The sequence below is a fragment of the Sporocytophaga myxococcoides genome, assembly GCF_000775915.1.
GTDB lineage: Bacteria > Bacteroidota > Bacteroidia > Cytophagales > Cytophagaceae > Sporocytophaga > Sporocytophaga myxococcoides_A.
Genome location: NZ_BBLT01000011.1, coordinates 17188 through 38218, shown reverse-complemented (window position 1 = coordinate 38218; position 21031 = coordinate 17188). Strand labels below are relative to the sequence as shown.

At 36.0% G+C, this 21031-nt stretch carries 13 protein-coding genes; all 13 read right to left on the bottom strand.

Annotated features, from left to right (window positions below):
• Positions 1 to 208: 208 nt before the first annotated feature.
• Positions 209 to 715: a hypothetical protein gene (locus MYP_RS20875; RefSeq protein WP_156140768.1), complete on the bottom strand. Its 507-nt coding sequence runs from the start codon at positions 713 to 715 to the stop codon at positions 209 to 211.
• A gap of 283 nt (positions 716 to 998) precedes the next feature.
• The gene (locus tag MYP_RS25485) at positions 999 to 3764 is read right to left on the bottom strand and encodes an eCIS core domain-containing protein (RefSeq protein WP_052430407.1); all 2766 of its coding nucleotides are present in this window, start codon (positions 3762 to 3764) and stop codon (positions 999 to 1001) included.
• 457 nt (positions 3765 to 4221) lie between these two features.
• Positions 4222 to 5214 carry a hypothetical protein gene (locus MYP_RS20865; protein WP_045467869.1) on the bottom strand — a complete coding sequence of 331 codons (993 nt, stop codon included), beginning with the start codon at positions 5212 to 5214 and terminating at the stop codon, positions 4222 to 4224.
• 11 nt (positions 5215 to 5225) lie between these two features.
• On the bottom strand, positions 5226 to 7703 hold the full coding sequence (locus tag MYP_RS25480; protein ID WP_052430406.1) for an eCIS core domain-containing protein: 2478 nt from the start codon (positions 7701 to 7703) through the stop codon (positions 5226 to 5228).
• 228 nt (positions 7704 to 7931) lie between these two features.
• Positions 7932 to 9146, bottom strand: coding sequence for a hypothetical protein (locus MYP_RS20850; protein WP_045467867.1), 1215 nt, complete (start codon positions 9144 to 9146; stop codon positions 7932 to 7934).
• A gap of 11 nt (positions 9147 to 9157) precedes the next feature.
• The gene (locus tag MYP_RS20845) at positions 9158 to 12988 is read right to left on the bottom strand and encodes a T9SS type A sorting domain-containing protein (RefSeq protein ID WP_045467864.1); all 3831 of its coding nucleotides are present in this window, start codon (positions 12986 to 12988) and stop codon (positions 9158 to 9160) included.
• 72 nt (positions 12989 to 13060) lie between these two features.
• A complete protein-coding gene (locus MYP_RS20840; protein ID WP_045467861.1) occupies positions 13061 to 13666 on the bottom strand; it encodes an FISUMP domain-containing protein in 606 nt (201 codons plus the stop codon).
• Between the two features lie 512 nt (positions 13667 to 14178).
• Complete coding sequence (locus tag MYP_RS26810) at positions 14179 to 14304, bottom strand: hypothetical protein (protein WP_262506809.1); 126 nt, start codon at positions 14302 to 14304, stop codon at positions 14179 to 14181.
• 60 nt (positions 14305 to 14364) lie between these two features.
• Complete coding sequence (locus MYP_RS20835) at positions 14365 to 14589, bottom strand: hypothetical protein (RefSeq protein ID WP_045467859.1); 225 nt, start codon at positions 14587 to 14589, stop codon at positions 14365 to 14367.
• An 88-nt stretch (positions 14590 to 14677) separates the two neighbouring features.
• On the bottom strand, positions 14678 to 15337 hold the full coding sequence (locus MYP_RS20830) for a hypothetical protein (protein ID WP_156140767.1): 660 nt from the start codon (positions 15335 to 15337) through the stop codon (positions 14678 to 14680).
• 51 nt (positions 15338 to 15388) lie between these two features.
• Complete coding sequence (locus MYP_RS25475) at positions 15389 to 19252, bottom strand: eCIS core domain-containing protein (protein WP_052430405.1); 3864 nt, start codon at positions 19250 to 19252, stop codon at positions 15389 to 15391.
• Between the two features lie 391 nt (positions 19253 to 19643).
• Entirely contained in the window at positions 19644 to 20312 is a 669-nt protein-coding gene (locus tag MYP_RS20820; protein ID WP_045467854.1) for a hypothetical protein, read from the bottom strand.
• A 261-nt stretch (positions 20313 to 20573) separates the two neighbouring features.
• Positions 20574 to 21029 (bottom strand): hypothetical protein, encoded by a 456-nt coding sequence (locus tag MYP_RS20815; RefSeq protein ID WP_045467850.1) that lies wholly within the window; start codon positions 21027 to 21029, stop codon positions 20574 to 20576.
• Between the last annotated feature and the right edge of the window lie 2 nt (positions 21030 to 21031).

The window sequence follows — 21031 nt, the reverse complement described above, 5'->3', positions numbered from 1 at the left end:
TATATTGATTGTCAGGAAATTATTGTCCTCCGACTTTATTTTTAAAAGTCTCTAAGGCCTTAAATCTGGAGATAAAATCGTACGATGGAATTTTGTATTCCCTTGCATTTTAGGTATTTGATGAGCAGAAAAATTTTATAAATTCCATTGAAACAGTCAGCTTTTTAACCAGACTATTTTCACCGGTTTTAATATGCTCTTGAAAAATTTATGGACAATACAACACAAGTCGTTTTATATCTTCATCAGGGTCTTTGGCAGTTTTACTATCCATAAATGTATAACCCAGGGTTAACGCTTTTCCATTATGAAAAAAAGAGTAATAAACTGCATACATTTCATTAGAGACAAACTTATAACTTACTTTGTTCACAACTCCAACTTCATCAACTTGAAAATCTTTATACTTTATATCATCTACCTTATGAATCGAATTTTGATATTGCTTTATTATTGCCTTCGAAAAGTCGAGTGGCGTATGCGTCTTTTTTATATTTAAACCCTCCACTGTAATCATCAATGAAGGTAGTTTACTTTGTGGTAAATACAGCATATAAGTGCTGTCCTTAAACTCAGATTTATCAATATCTAAGAATCCGTCATTCTCTTTTATAAACTCTCCATAGCCTTTATCAATAGGAATAGTTATAGAACAACCATTATCATCAAAGGCCGGGAACTTCAACTTTGACTCTTGCGCGTTACAGCTTGCCATACCTAATATAATCAGTAGTAAAAAATATATTGATTTAATATTCATTTTAAAATATATAAAAGCATACCGCAATTATTCTGCAAAGGGAAATTTAATTAACTACAACCTTAAGGACATACAACATTTAATTTCAAAATGTCTTTGTCAAAATCCATGAAACTTTAAACGCAAGTCCTGACTACTACAACTTTGCATGTACGATAAAGAAAACAATAAGAATAATGCCAGCCTATATTTCACTTTGTTCCAAGTTAAAGATTATAAAGTCTCTATTCATGCAAAATCAATTTTTAACATCTTTTACTGGAACATGTAACTTTTTAAAGGATATAATCATTTGCTTACCATCATAATTTACAGGAATTGTAAAAGCTTCCGTCTCAATAATATCTCCTGCTGCATTATAATGTCCCTTTAGTTCTATTTCATTTTTTCCAACTAAAATAAATTTCCCATCATTCATATTAAATTTCACCTTAATTTTTACTCCATCTGGTTTTCTCTCCAGGATCCTTGCTTCAACAATACCTATTGAAACAGCACCTGTAGGGTTTTTAATTTCCTGATAGTCCTGTTTCTTAATATCAATATTCAGATACTTCTGCTGCTCTTCAGTTTGCTGGCCTTTACCTCCGGAATCAGAAGTTTTCTCAGCGTTACCTGCATGTCCTTGCGTCTCTTTGCCTCCCTTTTCTGATTGCTTATTGGGGTCATTAGTAACTGGTCTCGGAACACCTTTTCCCCCTGAATTCAAATAAGGAATTCCAAATAAAGCACAAAGTTGAGATCTCTGGAATTCCGTTTTCATTATATTATTATATAAAATATCAAAGCCATCCCAGAATGTTTTGTCCGGACCTGTATTAGGACCAGGCTGGAAAACACCTGCTGCAGTAACAATACTTTTTCTGTCAGGTCTTTTCTCCAGCATATCCAGCATTATATCCCCCTCCCAGCTTTCATTGAAGGTTTTTATAACAGAGATCAATGTATTCTGGAGCCTTACCATTGAAACCATTGGTGCATTGGAATAATAATAACTTTTCAGAAAAAAGCGCAGTGTCATAAACTGGGCGCCGTCACAATCGTGCAGAAGTTCATAAGGATCAACTCCATCTATTAAGGTTATGGTTTCAGATGTTTTAAACTTTTGAGTTGCAAAAAGAATTTTCATTATAGCATCTTCCGCCCCATCCATTGTTGTTGCAAAAAGCATTTGCGCTACCATTCTTATTCTCTCCACTAAAGGGAGAGCTGCCAGCTCCTGCTCAGTCTTACTTAAAATCTCTGAACTATTCTTTACAGGAGGAGTCTCCGTATCCTTCATACTTGGGTTAGTTGAGATTTTATTCAACCAATCTGTATAGGAAGCCGGGTCCTTCCCAACATCGCCTATTCCCTTTTCATAAGGATCTGCAGCCTGATCTGACTGAGGCAACAAGGAAAGCTCCTCTGCTCTTTTCCAGGTATCTGCACGCTCCTTAGTCATATCAGCTCCATATAAATATCTCATAGACATATCCTGAGCCATCTTCGGTGTAATACCAGCAAGCCCACTTCCCTTTTGGGCAATAACAGCCTGCATCTCTCTTCCGGCATTATCGAAAACACCTCCCATGGTCATAAAGTCAGTCATGAATGTTTTTATTGTGGGAGTCTGAGATTTGTAGTAGGTATTATAAACCCAGGCTTCTGCTCTGGGAAGATCGAAACGAATATGCGCCAACATGGAAGCAACAAGAGAAGCGACAACTGCCATTGCTTTATTTGCTTCGTTACTCATAAATTGGCCTGCTCTTGCGGCCCTTTCTCCAGGTTCGCCAACAGGACCAACAGACGGGGTCTTCTGATCCTGATCAAACATATCAAACTTAGCTTTTGAATCCTTTGCTTTATCAAAAGCAACTTTCCAATGATCTTCTACTTTCCCTCCTGAAGCTTGTGCATTTAAGTTATCATTATAAAGTCTTTCGAAATAAAGAACACATCTTAACACATAGGATGGATAATAATAAGCCCCCGCCTTTACATATTCGATTTCATGTTTTGAAACCAGGCTATATACTTTTGCAAACCAGTAATTAAAGCTTGTTACCTCCCTGTTAACGATCATCTTATCTGCCCTGTCCCTTTGCTGAGTTTGCAACTTTTCTGCCTCCGCCAGCAATGCCTGATAAGTACTTTCTTCTTCAGAAACATTAGCATCAGGTACAGAATTTTCATCTCGCACAGGGACCTTGCCTTTTAACTTTCCATTCTTTCTCCATTCAGAAAGGTTTCCTTCAGCCGTTTCCTTTTGTATTCCAGATCCTGCCCCCTCCACTTCTGCAGGTTTTCCTTCCGCAGCTTTTTTACCCATGACATCAGCTTCGTTTTCGAGAGTAGCATCGTCATTGACCCCAACACCTTTCATCTGAGTAGTAGGTTTCACCACCCCGGACCGCTGCTGGACAACATGAGTAAGTTCATGACCTAACAATTCCTGCCCCTGTTGAGATTCAGGATTGTATTGTCCCGGTGCAAAGTGTATGTCATTGCCCTGAGTAAACGCATGGGCATCCATATCTGTAGATTGTGCAGAATTCTTGTGAATATTTACATTAGAAAAATCCTCGCTAAATGAGGTCTCCATCTTTCTTTGTACTAAAGGCGGCATCTTATCGGATGAAGAAGAGTCACTCTGAGAGAGCTTACCTGAATCATCACTAATAGGAGGTACAGGGCCTTTGCGCTGCATTGGCAATTCTTCTTCTTCCTCTGCGTGGAACTGCAATGGCACAGGTCCCTTTCTTTGTAATGGCTCTTCTTCCTCTTCCTCCATCATTGAAGGTACAGGACCTCTTCTTTGATTATGTTCTTCACCTCCTTCAGAACTATCCCACTTTCTTTGCAAGACATCTTGAAATGATAAATCTTTAGATTGCTCTTCTTCAGATTCTGGATTTTGTGAAGATTTTTGATCAACAGCCTTTAGCTGCTTCTGCTGGGATTGATGCAGGTTTCGGTTGCTATCATTTCCTTGACGGTTTTTATGTAAAAATTCTCTCATTGCTGAATGAGTGTAATACAAGATAAAATGAAAAACATACTTATACGGAAAGAATATCTTATTCCTGAATAATCAGAATGCCTCAAACATTTTATATCTTGAATGGAAACATTCTGACATTCCTAAAAAATCCTACTGCTGTTAAAAGATAATCTTATCAAAAATAACAAGATTGACTTAAAAATCAAGTGTTTAAATGGATTTTTAGAAGAAGTAGCAAAGGGAATTAATTTCAAAAAGATCTAAATCAAATTTGGTACGGAATCTTGTCTTGCTTCTAAGACAAGCTTGAAATTACCATTCAAGTCTTATATATAATTGTGTTTTAACAACTTCAAAAAACATATCTTGCATAAAGAATATAGGTCTGACCCTCCTACAAATAATTTAGCCCAAAACCAAGGACCCCAATTTGAATTCAGAAAATTCGAGTCATTATAATTCTTCCATCTTAAGGTCATAATGAGTAAACTATAGCATTGCCCGATTTCCCAATACGAAGCACCTTAATAGAATTTTTATAGCTCGCATAAAAAATCCTGTTTGGATTATCTAAAAATAAATCTTCATCTTCCAGGAGTTCTTGATTAATATCAGAATAATCAATATCCAACAAATTACTTTTTTCAACTTTAAAATTATTCTTATTTAATTCATAAATTATATCATTTCCTGAATCAGAAACCTGCTTAACCAACAATTTGTCATTCTGAAAACCCAGCACCCAAGCTCTATTGTCGATCATTCCCTCAAGTTGTATTATATCTGTCTCTATCCTTTCATTGTAACTAACTAAATGCAATTCATTACCTTCCGAGATGAAATAAATAACTCCATTCGATGCCAAAAAACTTTCGCCCGAAAAATCAACATTAGACTTAAAATCATTCAATTTATTTTCATTATCAAAATACTTCTTTAAACTACTAATTATACCTCCATCTGAGCTTTGACTTTGATAAGGGATAAAAAAATTATCCTTACCTGCACTAAAAATTTTATCTCCACCGGCATTATACTCGAAGACTATTTTTTGCTGAGAATCATTAGCATCAACAAGAATAAATTTTCCTCCTATCAAGAGATAATACATATTGTTAAATACCTCAGATGCTTCAAAATCTGAAAAAGGTATTCCATTTAATATTTCTTGTGCAATCTTTATCTCTGAGACTTTTTCCCCTTTCAAATCAAAGCCTACTATACATTTACCATTCCCTAAATATATAATTGAATCATTGATTTTAAATTGTGTGGGAACCTCTTTAATAAATTTATAACGTAATTGTATACTATCATTTGGATCAAAATTCCCTTCAGGCATTTTAGATGATGATTTTATCAATGTATCCATCGTACCTACGTTAGTGTTTACAGATCTCTGTTCATGTCTATCCGAGCAAGCATAAAAAATAAAAAGGAACAAAATAATATATAATTTATCGCTCATACAAAATGATTTTAATTTGCCAATAATTGTTTCGGACTGTAATATCCGTAAAATTTCGAAGTTCTATATTCTGATGGTAAAATATGATATTTGTTTTCAGAAGATAATTTACCCTCTCCTCTTGCATGTATCAACCTTATTTTTGCCCCTTCAACACTGGAAACAATTCCAACATGCCCATCCCATAATGCTATATCTCCGGCTTTCGCAGAATTACTATGCTCAAATTTCTTATTATTAGATAATAAGTTTTTTAATCCGTCCGAATTTAACTGTTCTACTTTATCAGTAACACCATTTGCATATAGCACTCTACATACGAACTCAGAACAGTCCATAAACGCTTTAGCATCTTTTGAATCCCCAGTTCTCAACCCACTATCAGTTTCCTGCTTGTATGGAATGCTAACCAATCCCCTTGCTGCTGCAACCCTATCAATATGATTAATGACAGAATTAGCTTTTAAATTGTTTAATTTGTCATTAGAAGCTGTAGGGGACAATTTTTGCTTATCAGCGGCTTGTGAAGTTTTATCCTGAGCTCCAGCATTTGTTTCATTGTCAAAGAGCATATTATAAAAAAATCTTGAGATTCCTTCTGAAGTTTCATTATACAATTCGCTAACAATATCCTTAGATGTTTCAAAATAATTAAACAAAACATTCATTATACCTGGTTCAGGTGTACTTGATTTAACTTCTTCCTTTTGAAGTTTATCTTTCCTAATTAAAATTGCTTCCCCAGCTTCAAATCCCTCAATATTTCCCCATTTTCGCAATTTCTTTAAATTCCACTTTATCAAATCTTCTTTGGAAACTGAATTTTTATTTGCAATAATATCTAAAGTTTCTCCTTTTTTCACAACATATGTAGCTCCTGAACTTTGTATACCTGGCATATTGACAACACTTTCCTTATTCCCTTTTTTTAAGCTTGAGGTTTCAGCAATTTGCTTGCTAAGATCCTTATTTTCTTTCCCATTCTGAAGATCAAGATATTCATTAACCTTATTAGGATAAGCAAGAACCTCATTATATTTTAATTCTATAGCTTCTTCAATACTTCCTGTTTTATTGCTTTTCTTTCCTTTTCCCGTTAAGTAGTATTTATAAATCCCAGTATCTTTAATGGCTGGTTTTAAATATTGAGCATTAAAGCATTCCGAATATGGATCTTTACATCCTGCAGCAGAAGCATAATTTATAGCTTTTTTAACTGTTCCCTCACCCGCATTATAAGCAGTAATTGCAATGGCTGCAAAGTTCTTATCTTGTGAGTTTACCCCTACACTTTTCAACTTTAATTTGAAAGTAGCTGCACCAAACATGATATTTACTTTCGGATTTTTCCAATATGTTCCAAAATCATAAGCCTTTAGTTCAGGATACCTCTTTCTTGTATCATTCCATGTCTCTTCCGTCAATTGCATTAATCCAAATGCAGATCCACTCGTTGCATCCTTTATTCCTGCGGATTCAACTGCAATAATAGCTTTGAGTTGTTTTTCTTCAATCCCATATTGCTGACAAGCACTAGCAATATCATCCTTATAATCGCTGACAGATTTTAAGACGTCTTCCTTTTTCTTCTTCTGAATTGGCATCTTGTCTGAACTTTGAGTTGATAAAGAGTTGCCAACCAATAGTTGTTCTCCCTTCGCTGCCTTTTCTCCCATCAAATCCGCCTCCTTCTCCAATCCCACATCATCATTAATCCCCACGCCCTTCTTCTGAGCAGTTGACTGCACTCTTCCCTGCCGTTGCTGAACAACGTGGGTCAGTTCGTGACCTAAAAGTTCCTGCCCTTTTTGCGACTCAGGATTGTACCTACCCGGAGCGAAATGTATGTCATTGCCTTTGGCAAAAGCATGGGCATTAAGATCCTTTGATTGGGATGAGTTGGCATGAATATTAACATCAGAAAAATCTTCCCCGAATGACGATTCCATTTTCCTTTGAACAAATGGAGGCATCTTATCAGATGATGAAGAACCACTTTGAGACAGTTCTTCTTGATCAAAACTTATAGGAGGAACTGGGCCCTTCCGTTGAACCGGTTCTTCTTCTTCTTCAATCGCATAAAACTGTAAAGGAATTGGCCCCTTTCTTTGAATTGGTTGTTCCTCCTCGTTCTCAATTGACATAGGAGGCACTGGACCTTTTCTCTGAACAGGAATATCTTCCTCTTCTGCTGCGTGAAACTGCAATGGCACCGGTCCTTTTCTCTGAACAGGCTCTTCATCTTCTTCCATCAGCATGGGAGGTACAGGGCCTCCCTTCTGATTATTTTCCTCTCCTCCTTCTGAGCTATCCCATTTTCCTTGTAATACTTTTGCCAATGAAGAATCTTTAGAAAATTTATCTTCTGATTTTTCCTCTATGCTTTGAGACGATTTTTGATCATTTGCTTTTAATTGCGAGTGTTGTGACTGGTGAAGGTTTGGTTTGGTGCCACCCCCTTGACGACTTTTATTTAAAAATTCTCCCATAGCTAAATCAGTATAATTAAAAAGATAAAACAAAAAACTACCTGCACAAATAGCCTTTCTACTATTGTACAATCTCTATATCCAATAGATTTCTATAAATCAAAAAAAAGTTTTAGCATTAATTTGAGTGCATGTTCCATAGCTGTTTTAAATAATCTTTTAACTAAAAAAATGATGTAAAAAAAGACAGCCATTTGCTGGCTGCCTTTGATATATTTGTATGCTTTCTTATTTGACAAGCTTCAAATCAGAGCTCATCTTGTAGGCAGCCATCATGGAGTTATTAACTGCATAGATAGAACCTATAACAAGGAAACCTCCATCTTTAGTATAGATGATGTGTTTACCTTCATCATCTCCTGCTCCTCCAAACTCTGCTGATGCCAGCACTTTTCCTTCTTCAGTGACTTTGGCTACATAGATATTCTTGTCTCCTGCTGCTGTTCTGATATAACCAGTAACTCCATAAACACCATTGCCTAATGCTACTATAGAATTAGCCTCTGAGCTATAATTGCCCGGCACAACAAATTTATCATTAACACCTGATATACCATTAAAGTCGGTCTTTACAATATAAACATCCTTTAAACTTGTAGCATCCGTTGTCCTGTTCTTACTGCCTGCAATAACATATCCTTCTGTTGTCTTTACAATACTTCTTCCATACTCATTGATTCCATTATGTGGGACATAGGTTAGGTTCCACAGGAAGTTTCCATAATCATCTGCAGTTGTAACTGCTATATTTCTTTCACCATTTCTTTCTGTTGTTCCGCACCATACAAGACGCTTATTATCCACGATATCAAACGAGCCAATTAAATCATTTCTGTCTAATGTACCCATTTGTCTTTTCCAAAGGGCAGTTGTTAAATCTGTTTTCAACAAGTACATATCTAAAAGTGCTGATTTTGTTTCTGCACTTCCATATACAATATAATTTCCGTCCGATGTTTGCACCAGATTATATCCCTTCTCATCTGTAGCAGTGTCACCAAAGGTAACAAACGATGTATCAAGGGGATTTCCATTTTTCAGTTTGAACAGTAATACATCCGTTGTTTTGTTCTTATTACGTTTGTATCCTGCAATCACAACATTACCATCTTTATCGATGATCATATCGCGGGCAATCTCATCAAATCCATCTCCAAGATTGTAGTATCTTGTCCATATAGCATTTCCATTGCGATCTGCTTTCACGACAAATATGTTTGTATCCGCTCCGGGTTGATTTGCACGATAAGTACTTCCGGAAACATAAAAACCGCCATCTGGAGCTTCAACTACAGAGTAGCCATGATCGTCATAGCTGCCTCCATAAAACTTCACAAACATCCCTGATTCATCAGGTTTTACATTCTCATTTTTGTTACAGCCCGGCAACAGAAATAACAATCCGATAAGGACCAAAAATGTAGTGGATAAAAAGTGTTTCATTGTTGCTTTCCTTACTTAACTACTGAAAATTTCTTAATAAAGCTGCGACCCTCTCCTTCGAGCTTCAGGTAATACATGCCTGTACCTAGTTGTTCGGTACTGAGTATTTTAGCTTCTGTACCATAAAGCATTAAGCCTGCGTTTCTCTGATTGCCCAGAACATCTATGATGGACCAGGTATAATCATCCTTAAGGACTCCGTCGAATCTTACCATCAGGTCGTGAGAGGTAGGATTCGGACTTAAAGTCAGATCACTGAAAGAGCCCTTAGCAGAAGGACTTCCCGGACGGGCTCCCGAATAAAGATTTTGATAGTCTGCCAATGCCACTGGTAAGTAGTCCGACTGATAAATCTCTTTTGTATCCTCATCCTGGAGGTAAGCCATAATATAAATATCGCTTGTAGGCTTTATCGTAGGCTTCCAACTAGTGTTGATAGTGGTAGAGGTCCATACAGAATTCTTATCTATGCGGTGACCAGCAGAGTTAGGAAGCATCTTGCGAAGCACATTGGTAAACTCTTTACCATTACCTTGCACAACTTTTTCAATTATGGCAACTTGTACTACATAATTTTTGTCCTCTGTAACTGTTGAAGATTTCTCAATTGTGGCTTCAATCTTAAGACTATCTCCATTATTATTAGAGTTCAGTTTGATATTATAAGGTGATGTAATCAATGAACGCTCAAGCAATGACTTCTGAGACCATTTTACATATTCAGTTCCAAACGCTTTATCATTTTCAAAGAAGATACCATCAAGCACAATTCTTGGAAGAGTCTTGCCAATACCATACAACAACGCTCTCGCACTTGGTTCGTAGGGATTCTGAATATTGATCTCATCATCGTCAACAAGATCGGCTAGGTGATATTGAACCCTCAAAGCCTGAGGATCTATAAAGAGTTCATCAGGGTTCTCAATTTTATTTTCATGATCACAAAATTCTTCTACAATGATCTTTCTGTTTCTTTGACCTACAAAGAAATTATCGAAAGCAAAGCCATCCATATTTTGTCCTATCGTTGTAGTACCAAGAACAATCCGGAAACGGACGCGCTTTCTGTTAACAGGATCCTGAGCAGATAATTTAAGGATTGTATCAAGCCTATAGGCTGATAAGGACCACCTACCGGATTTATTATCTGTCCAGCCTTGTTCTTCATTGCCAGGTTTTCCGCTAACCGAATTAAAATTATACCAGTTAAGTCCTTCACCATCCATTTCTCCCAGAGTTTGCCATTTCTCCTTTCCAAATGCTGTGGTATCGACAAAAGCAAACTGAACAGAAGCCCCATCAAATGGGTAATTCATGTCAGTCCAGGTATCCATAGATAACATTGGAAGTTGCAAGTTTCCTATTTCATAAACTGGACTTTCAACCCAGGACTTTTCACCTGCATTATATCCACCTTTGCCAGAAACGCTGGTAAACCATGCTGCGTCCCCAGGAGAAATTGCTTTTATATGGGCTCCGTTTGGAGGCACATTCCTCCAGCTCGAAAGAGTTTCATCATTATAATATTGACCGGTGTGATACCAGCCATTTTTTGATGATGTATTGAATTGTTCCTTATCGAATTCATCAGGTGAAACAGTATGAACGGGAAAAATTGGCATACTTAAAATAGCCGTGTCCGAACAACCCCATGATGCAGTCGTGATATGAAGGACTTGATATGGGTCTATTTCTACACCAGGGGAACCAAAAGAAACTGAATCCCCTTGCAAATCTGTCAGGCCTCCGCTAAACTTCCAATTCCATGCGAAGATTGTATCTTTTGCTTCTGGTGTATTTGGAACCAGAATTTTAGAATTTGATTCTAAACGGACTGATTCCCCTAAATAATTGTTGTATATGTCAAAGGATGCGGTTGGTTTAGCGCCGACATAAATGGTATCAATAATGTCATTATTGCACATCTCAACTTCGTTCAGATCCTTAATATTTGTCTGAAATCTCAGAAAATACCTTCCGGGTCTCTCATAAACGTAAGATAAATTTGAATCTGGTGATGATAAACTTCCCCCATCTCCAAATTTCCACAAAAAATTATCCCCTATATTAATTTTACCTTTAACGTTAAGCATTAACTCATCTCCAAAACATATAGTATCATTTGGATATGTAAATTTAATATCAGCAGGAGGTAAAAACTTAAGGATGATCGACGTAGAATCAGAACAAGGCTTGGGAGACCAATACGTAATCCTTATTACACTATCATACTTTGATGATATAACATTATTAAAAACCTGTGCTGGAACAAACCTTTCAAGAGTGGGATCGCTCTCTGGCGATGCAAACCCAGCATACCTCAAAGCAGTTGGTTCAGTAGGCTCAAATTTATAATTATTGCCTCCTAGTGAAATACCTTTTTCAATTACATACTTACCCGAACTTCCTGATGGAATGCCACGAATAGAAATTGTATCTGAGGAAGAACTACATAAACTTACAATACCATTCACTTCTGAAGGAAATCCGCTGATAAAAGTTTTTGGAGGTACTGTTAATGTAAGATCTGTCCTATAGGGCATGTAATCAATAATTGGCAGTATTTTAAGATCACAAATAGAACTTATTTCTACTTTCACTACACCATTGTTGCTAACTTTATACTTGTGAGGTTCAATGGTAAACCTATATCTATAAGCGCCAGTCAAATCATCCCTTCCTTCACTCTTAATATCTTTCGCTGGAAATGTTCCATTATCTGCAATAACTGAAATGGTTGGAAGCCAAGGGTCTGGATCCTGGCATTCATCTTTAATAAGTGCAATAAATGAAAAATTTTCTGAATTATTACAGATAGGGAGAGGTTCCACTGACTTTAGAAAGGAAGGTAAGCTTTCCTTATCGTTTACAATTATGATCTCTGTCTTAAGATCTATGTTAGTAACTTTACCGCATGTCCCATAATCAACTGTATATACGATTGAGTCTTTGAAACTTCCTGTATAAGGAGCTGCTACGGATGGATCAAAAACATATTCGTTCGAACTATTTTTATAGACATATTTTTTAGCCTTTTTTGTATCAAAAGTTAAATTTACATTACTGGGAAGATTTACAAACAACTCCTTTAGCTTTTTCGGAGTCGGTGAAGAAAGGTAAATTGTATACGAACCACCAATCTCCTGAAGTGTCTGTGGTCTATGTACCTTAGCTGTTATTTCATCCGACTCAATATCGCAACTCGGATCTGCTTTACTTTTTGCAATGACTTTAAACTTAATGTCTGTATTGTCATCCACTGTGGTCTTTCCTTTGTACGAATAGACTGCATTGTTAGGATTTCCCCCGTTTCCAACATACGTAAATGTACTTCCGCTAGAGCCGCCCTGTAAACTATAGTCTACTTTATTACTTGCATTTGTTATAGTTATATCAAAAGTGATGTCATTACCGATTCCCACACATACATCATAGTAATTTTTTTGTAAGTTTGGTTTTTCGACCAAATTCACTGTATAGTCATAATGACCTGTTGTGTGAAGGATTGGGGTTGCTGTATTTTTAATCACAAGTTCTCCATAAAAATATCCAGACTGAGATGTCCAATGATCACAATTTCCACTTCCTAATTTTTGTACAACGATATCATTTCCATTGCTTACATAGTGAATTATAGCTTCATATTCTTTACCCGATTCCTTATTTGCAATTGAAAAAGAAACTGTAACCTTACTATTTCCATTATGTATACATCCGCTTGATTGATTAAGAGAAAGAGATAAAGTTGGAGGTGGAGGCGTTGGGTCAGATAACGTCACCAGTGCAAACGAAACCTTTTGAACTGCACCGATTATAAAAAGCAAAAATAAAAATTTTTTCATATTTATCTCCTAAAAGTTTTGTAAGGCAATTCTGGCAAAAGCATACAATGCTTTTGCCAAGATTTTTAAAAGTTAGTCCTTCAAACAACGGACAGACTTATAAGCACCAGGTCCTTGAAGCTCCCTATATATATTTTTGCTATTTCCACTAAAGAACCTTGAATATTGACTTCCATTAAGCTTTGTTGAGGTCCAATATTCAGCAATTTTGTCAGCATTTAAAACAATGTCAAACTTTGAAGTCCCCCCTATTGTCATTTTCTTTAAAACACCTTCAGCTACACCTCGTGATTCACTTCCAGATTTTGCTGTATCTGCATCCGTCATACCTAAGTTATGTTCAAGTAATTTCCATTCAGCATCACTTGGCAAATGCCAACCTTTTGGACAGGCTAAAAGTGCTGCATCTGCGGGATACATTTTACCATATTTATCACAACTATCACTTGCGCATGCAGAACTTCCAATATTTGATGGGAGATCGTAATTTAAATTTTCAGCAAACCAAGTCTGATTACCAATTCTAATTGTCTTGTATACCTTATTATCTCTTGGATCTTTAAAAGTAGACTCTGCAGGATCTTCAGGTTTATTATCATCTTTATCTTTTCCACAAGACATTAAAGAAAGACCCGCAACAGCTAAAACCAGGGTCCAGGAAAGCATTAGTTTTTTCATTTTCTATAAGAAGTTTTTATTTCAAAAATATATTGGTCGATTAAAATAGATGTTTAAACTCAAAAGATATTCAACTTAATGAACTCCCCAAATGTACCAATTTTAGTAAAAATAGTAATCTTCAACTCTAAAATTTTTCGGGAATGCCAAAATAGGGAATAGTTTCTAAAAATCAAGTGATTATGAGGAAAAATATCTGAATTAGGATGCTCAGGATGAAAAATGCTGGGAATTTTCTGATAAATTAAATTTTTGAAAGCAAAGGGGTTAGGGGATGGATAGGAGATTCCTTTTCTCGTATCAATTACAATGGCTTCTGATCTTTAGCATCAAAAAACGGATTCCTTAGCTTAGCAGACATTCAACAAAAATAGATCCTTTGCTTGCATAAGTAGATTTTTAGATTTTGTCTCATCTAATCGATTAGATTCCAACTAAAAAGATACTAGCCAAACATATTGCCATGAACCGGATCTGGAAATTTTACTAAATAGAACTTAAATCCAATACTATTATTTAATAAACTCAATCTCTTCAGCTGTTTCAAAATCTCTGTATTCACCTATAGATTCAATATAAGTTCTTTTCATTTTCCAATGCACCTTAATCTCTTTACCTTTATACCTTCCGTTAAGCATATCATTCCATGCATTTTCTCCGATAGGAGTTTTAAGTCCAAGAGAATATGATTTAATATTTCAAGTTGTGTCAATAACGAAAATGTATCCACCTTCGTCTCCTTGATCAGCATCATCAAATGACCCAAAAACGATTCCAGAAGTATCTAATTTAATTATAGAATCAGCATCATTTGTTCCAGCAAAATTCCTAGTGATTCCTTTAGCACCATTTTCATAATTCTTTGATAAAGAATAATCACTTTTTTTCTGAACCTTCTGACAACTAGAAATTATACGTAGCATAAAGCAAAAGGAAAATTTAATTTTCATAAAAGTATTTCTTTAATTAAGGTTTACCTTTTGTTTTTAGCCTCCTTAAATACAAAGGCATCTATTCACAATCTCTATACGGAGCTAGATCTCCAATATCACGTACCGCATATTCGATTTTTTGATGATCGGATGACGAATTTACCACCACAGAAATTTCATTCAAATTTCCTCCAAATGCGAATACTTTAAATTTATTCTGGCCATTAACAGATTTAAATTCCTTATTATCGGAACATTTTATTAGGTTATATGGGATAGTATCTTTAAAAAAAATTTTTGTTAAATATAAAATCTCATCCATATAGTATGAAACACTGTCCTGCCTAACATTAGCATCGATCATGCTTCTGCAAATAATAGAAGCATGGAATGTATGAAGATCCTCTTCACTAAAAATTTCAGCATTAATTGAATCATCTCTCTGAGTTACTGCGGTATAGTAAATTTCACCATTTGTATCCTTTAATATTTTGAAAGATTTAAACTCTTTGTCCTTCTCATGTGTGGATATATCAAAAATTTTACGTGAAACAAACAACTTTTCATTAGCAACAGCTTCAGAACCTAACATATCCAAATGACCATAACTAGCAATCTTTGAATCAGATGAATCAATATTAGTTTCAAGTTTTGAAATACTTCCACTAGTACAACCCAATAAAATGGGAAACATAATTGAACATGAAACAAAACAACAATATAAAATAAATGCCCTCATAATATCTATGACAAAAGTCAGTTTTTACATATCTGATCTAATAATTACTATTTAATCCCTCTTGCTTTTAGCTACATCAATAACTAAATGATATGCCTGCTCCTTTTTATTGTTAGCTTTCCATTGAATGTCCAAAATTATTCCTTTCTTCATTAACTCTCCTACTTTTGCTATAAATTTTTTCTCTTGGTCTGCTGTCATTTCGTTCGATCCATAACCTAAATCAACAGTAACTTTTTTTGAATAATCTGCACAATGAGCAGAAACATTCTCAGGCCCTTCTTCAAGAATTTTTTGATACATTGAATTTATAATTTCTTCTTCCTTTTTTCCTTCCTTTTTCATCTTATAATAAACTTGTTGAACACGTTCACCAGGAGCTTTATAACCCATATCATCACCTATACTAAGATAATAATACATCACTTGAGCTTGTTTTAAAGCTGTTCTGGCTGTACCTGTAACTACGACATTGGATAACCCTGCAGCGTCAGCCAAACATCCAAGTATATACCTTATATCGTCTTTTACAATTGATGGATCAGCATTTCCTGAAAACTTGACTTTACTTATGTAATAGGAAGCATTCTTAGATTTATCTTCAAATTCTCCCTCTTTGGCATCTTTATCCATAATATTTAAATATTGCATTGCCTTTTTAAGATCACTCCCCGACAAGTCCCCTTTTAAATCCTCAATTAAAGAAACTTTATACTTTGAAGAATAAGATTTTTTTAATTCATCAATCATTCCTTGATTATGATTCAATTTGGCTAGGGCAACAAATATAGCTTCCTCATCTGTTCCAAATCCATCTATAGCTCTGAATATCTCGTCACCTATGGATATAAGATCACCATTCCCTTTATGATTATTCATATTACTCTCACTTTTAGAATTTGAAGCTGATTCACCCTTATTATCTACTATTACACCACCATTTGGAATCTTACCATTCAAAACTGCCATATAATAAAGCAACCCTATTGTTTGTCCATTTGACAATACATTTCCATCTACAAATTTTTCAGATTTACTTGTTATGCTCTTCTTGTCATCTGCCCTTTCTACATGACTTAACCTTTCTTTAAACCACTTTTCATCTTTAGGAGACATTTCAATTTGTTGAAATTTCCTTATTCCTTCTGTCACTTTATTTAAATCGCTTATATCTTCCTTTTTAAGATAACCCACTTTATTAAGCAGAGAACCCACAATAGCGATGTCCTTAGCATTATTATTTCCTTTATTCCCCACAGTACCTGATAATGCATATTGTGAGGTACGGTAATACATCAGGCCAATTTCCGACTTTATCTCCATTTCATAGTATGGATTTGTAGCATATACTCCTGTATCATGCCTAAAGGAATCCTTGTTAAGCAACTCATTAGCCCCTTTGCCAGACAAATATTTGTCTGCCATAATTGAGTAATATGCTTTAAATCCTTTTTCCATTGTGGTAATACTCTTTTCATAATTTGTAACTCCACTATCCTTTGCACCAACATTAAAAACATTTCCCCCCGTTCTTTGCCCTCCTACCAAACCTCCTTCTATCTTTAATTGGGCAAGAGCAAATTGCACCGGAACTATATACTTAAGATCATGCTTCTCTGCATAAATTCTGCGAGCCTCTTTCACAAACAGATCAGGCTTCACTCTGTCACTCTCGGGCACACCTTTATTTGAACTTGAATACCAATAGTCCAATTCTCTCTTAGCCAATTTTTCATACTGAACAAAGTATTCTTCTATGTCTTTGGGATTTGTCGGAAGCTTTGACTCTGAAAGGGTTTCAATATTCACTGACAAAAACTTATTCAGTTTCTGCATTTGCAATTGCTCGAGATCTGATGTATAACCTGAATCAAGTTCATCATAAAGACGTTGGATAAGATCTTTGCTCAAGCCTGGAAGATCTGCCTCTGAAAGATGGGAGCTGATATTATAAGCAAGATTGTCGCCACTCCAGGTCAGGTAATCGAGCATTTTTATTATCGCATCCGGATGTGACTTTGCATAAGGTAATAGTTCTCTCCCTATGGCAAGCATTTCACCCCTGTGCTTAGCATAGATCTGCTCTGACGTTAGAGTAGGAGCGGAGACTGCCTTTACAGCTGCTTTAGGGCTTTGAGGAATCTTTTCAGCATCCACCTTTTTAGGTTTTGTTGGAGCTTTTGGTTTATGCACGACAGGTGATTCAGCAGGAGGAGCAGGTAGCACAGAAACTGCAGTTATTAAAAGTTCGTTTGTAGAAACATCGACATTACCGGTTTGAGGAAGGTGGTTGTCTTTCTGATAATCCTCTATTGCTTTTACTGTACCGCTTTCCGTTTTATCCTTTCGGGTTATCATTCCATCTGCATTACCAGAATAATAGCCAAGTGCTTTTAATGCGCTTTGAATCTTAATGATCTCCTCTTTGCTCCCTATTGGGAGATCGTCAATAACACCCACAATAATTTTCGTAGGATCACCAGATGCAGCAATTGGTTGCCCTGAATTTAGCCCTTGCTCATTTAAATTATCCTGAGCAGGTGAAGAATCACTAGCAGATGTACTGTCATTCTGGGAGTCAGTTGGATTTGCAAGAATTGAAGTACTTGTGTCACTTGTCTGCTTTTCTGCAACAGGAGCTTCTGCACTAGGTGTATTGGCTAATTGAAGTTTATACGCAGCTACGCCCAATAAAATGTTTGCTCTTGCATCATTCCAGGAGCTCCCGAATTCATAGTTTGCAAGTTCCGGGAATTTAACTTTGGTTTCACTCCATAAAGGCTCAGTAAGGCCCAACAGTCCGAAAGATTGACCATCCGTAAAATCTTTTTCTCCTTTTGAACACTGTGCTATTAGTAATCGAATTTGATCCTCAGAGATTCCATATAACAAACTGGCTTCAGTTATCTGTTCATTGTAAATCTTTATCTTTTCATTTATAAGATCATCATCTTCTGACTGCTGGATCGTTCCGGGAAATGAATTACCTCCTAAGGTATTTCCAGATGTAGCTACAATATGTCCCTTCGCCGCCTTCGCTCCCATCTCATCCGCCTCCTTCTCTAAAGCTTCATCATCGTTTATTCCAACTCCCTTCTTCTGTACGGTTGGCTGAACCCTACCTGCCTTCTGTTGCACCACATGAGTCAGTTCGTGTCCAATAAGCTCCTGGCCTTTCTGCGATTCCGGATTGTATTGACCTGGGGCAAAGTGAATATTGGTGCCTTGTGTATAGGCATACGCATTGAGGTCTTTGGACTGTGATGAATCTTTATGTATACTTATATCTGAGAAATCTTCACCGAATGAGTTCTCCATTTTAGCTTGTACTGTCGGTGGAAGTTTATCTGAGGCTATTTCATGACTTTGTTCATTGCTTATTTCAAACTCCTCTGACATCGGCGGAACAGGCCCTTTACGCTGAACTGGCTCTTCTTCTGTTTCGGTTGCATAAAACTGCAATGGTATAGGGCTTCTTCTTTGAATTGGTTCTTCTTCATGGTCCTCTGCTACCATCGAAGGAACTGGACCAAGTCTTTGAATCGGCTCTTCCTCTTCACTTGCATGAAACTGTATTGGAACAGGGCCCATTCTCTGTACCGGCTCTTCCTCCGTTTCTGCTTCAAACAACTGCAATGGCTCAGGTCCCTTTCGCTGAACAGGTTCTTCTTCCTCCTCTTCAATAGGAAGAACAGGACCGCTACGCTTATTTCTTTCATCACCACCACTTTCAGCGCTATCCCATTTTCTCTGCAATACTTCGGTGGTTGTGGATTCTGTTGAAATATTTTCGTCAGTCTGTGCTTCCTGGGTTTTATGCTTTTGCGCTACACCCTTGCTTTGTATATTATTTGACTGATGAAGATTCTGATTCTTGTCTGAACTCTGACGACTCCTGTGTAAAAATTCTCCCATAGCTAAGCGAATCTGATAAAAAGTTAATCTTTAAAAAACTGGTATACCCTCGAAAAACAAATAATCAATTCCAGCAAAAATATTAATACACTTGATCAAGTTTTTCGGAATGCCAAAATAGGGAATAGTTTCTAAAAATCAACAGCTTAACGTGAAAAATATCCGAGCGCCTATGCTCAGGATGAAAAATTCTGAGAATTTTCTGATAAATTAATTTTTTGAAAGCAAAGGGGTTAGGGGTGTGTGGTCGGGAGAAGATTCCAATTGTCTCATCAATAAATAATAATCACCTATAACAAACCTTATTAGCTCCTAACCTACAATGTTAGAATCTCTTAGTTTTGAAAAATTCTCTTTGCCTTCTATTTACAAACTGATTGTTGCTTATTGCCTATTCCTTATATAGCCCAAAGTGCTTATCTACCTTGTCTATCTTCCATTCTCCATCTTCTTTAACTAAATGTACTGCAAAAAGCCACTTTTCACCTTGCTCACCAACTTCTGACATCCATTCGAACCCATCTACATTATAGGGAGCTTCATTTAATACATTGTAAAACTCCGTAGTATATCTTGCCGAATCCCCTTTTATTTCCAGATTCTTGATTATTTCATTTGTATCCTTTTTACAAAATGACTTTAAAAGTCTTCCTAAAAGTTTTGTGCTATGAAAATAATTTCCAAAATGCAATGCCAAATTTTCAATATTTTCCTTTTTCTCAGCATTTAGACAAATCGTTTTATACATATCATTTGAGAATAAATCTGAACTTAATGCCTTGTTTAGGACAATTGATTTCATAGTATCTCCTTTTGATTGCCAATTTAGAATCCACAATTCTCTTTCATTATAAAACCATGCGCTTGATTGAAGTAATTCATGCACTATTGCCATAGCATTTAGGGTATCAATAATGATCACTTCCTCTACCAGTAAGGTATCACTTCTTTTTCCTTCCTCCGACTTAACATTTTGGTGAACAACATTTTCATTTGTCTCTTTAATATTTGAACACGCAACTGCAACTAAAATTGCTATAACAATTACAATCTTATTCATGAATTTATCGTTTTTCTTGTTCTATAACCTCTTGCAAACTTGAGGACACTCTAACCTGTTTATTCAAAATGCAATTGCCAATCGAGGTGCAGATCTTACGAGACTAAAATTAAAAACAATTAGCATCTACTATCCTTAAAGCATACAGCCAAATACTGTTGCTTCTGTCAAAACTGCGAATATAAATTTTATGCATAACTATTCTTTAAACGTGGAATCCTGAATATTATAACGACGATTGAAAATAGAGCCCAATCCTTTTTATTCCCTATTTAAAAACTCTATCTTATCAACAACTACAATTTTTTCGTTCTTTCCAACTTGTTTAATAAATCTATCTTCATAAGACCAGAAAACTCTCACTTTTTCATTATCATACAAACCATCTTCCATATCATAAAACTTTTGCTCTGTAATATTTGAGTTTTTCCCAATATAGAAAGATGCCAAGTAACCAAGGCTGTCTCTAATAGCTATATGTCGATAATCTCCCTGCTGCGCTATTACCAATGTGCCTTCTACAATGCCATTTTTACCTTTAAAAATGTACTCTTTGTCATCAGTTTCATGATCATCATTTGCTTGGGCCGTTTTTGCCTCAATAGACACATCTTCCACATTTAAATTTTCTGTGGACTTAGTTCCACTCTCTGGAGTTTCAACACAAGCAGTTAAGAGCATTCCTAGATAAAACAACTTAATTACATTAATCTTCATAT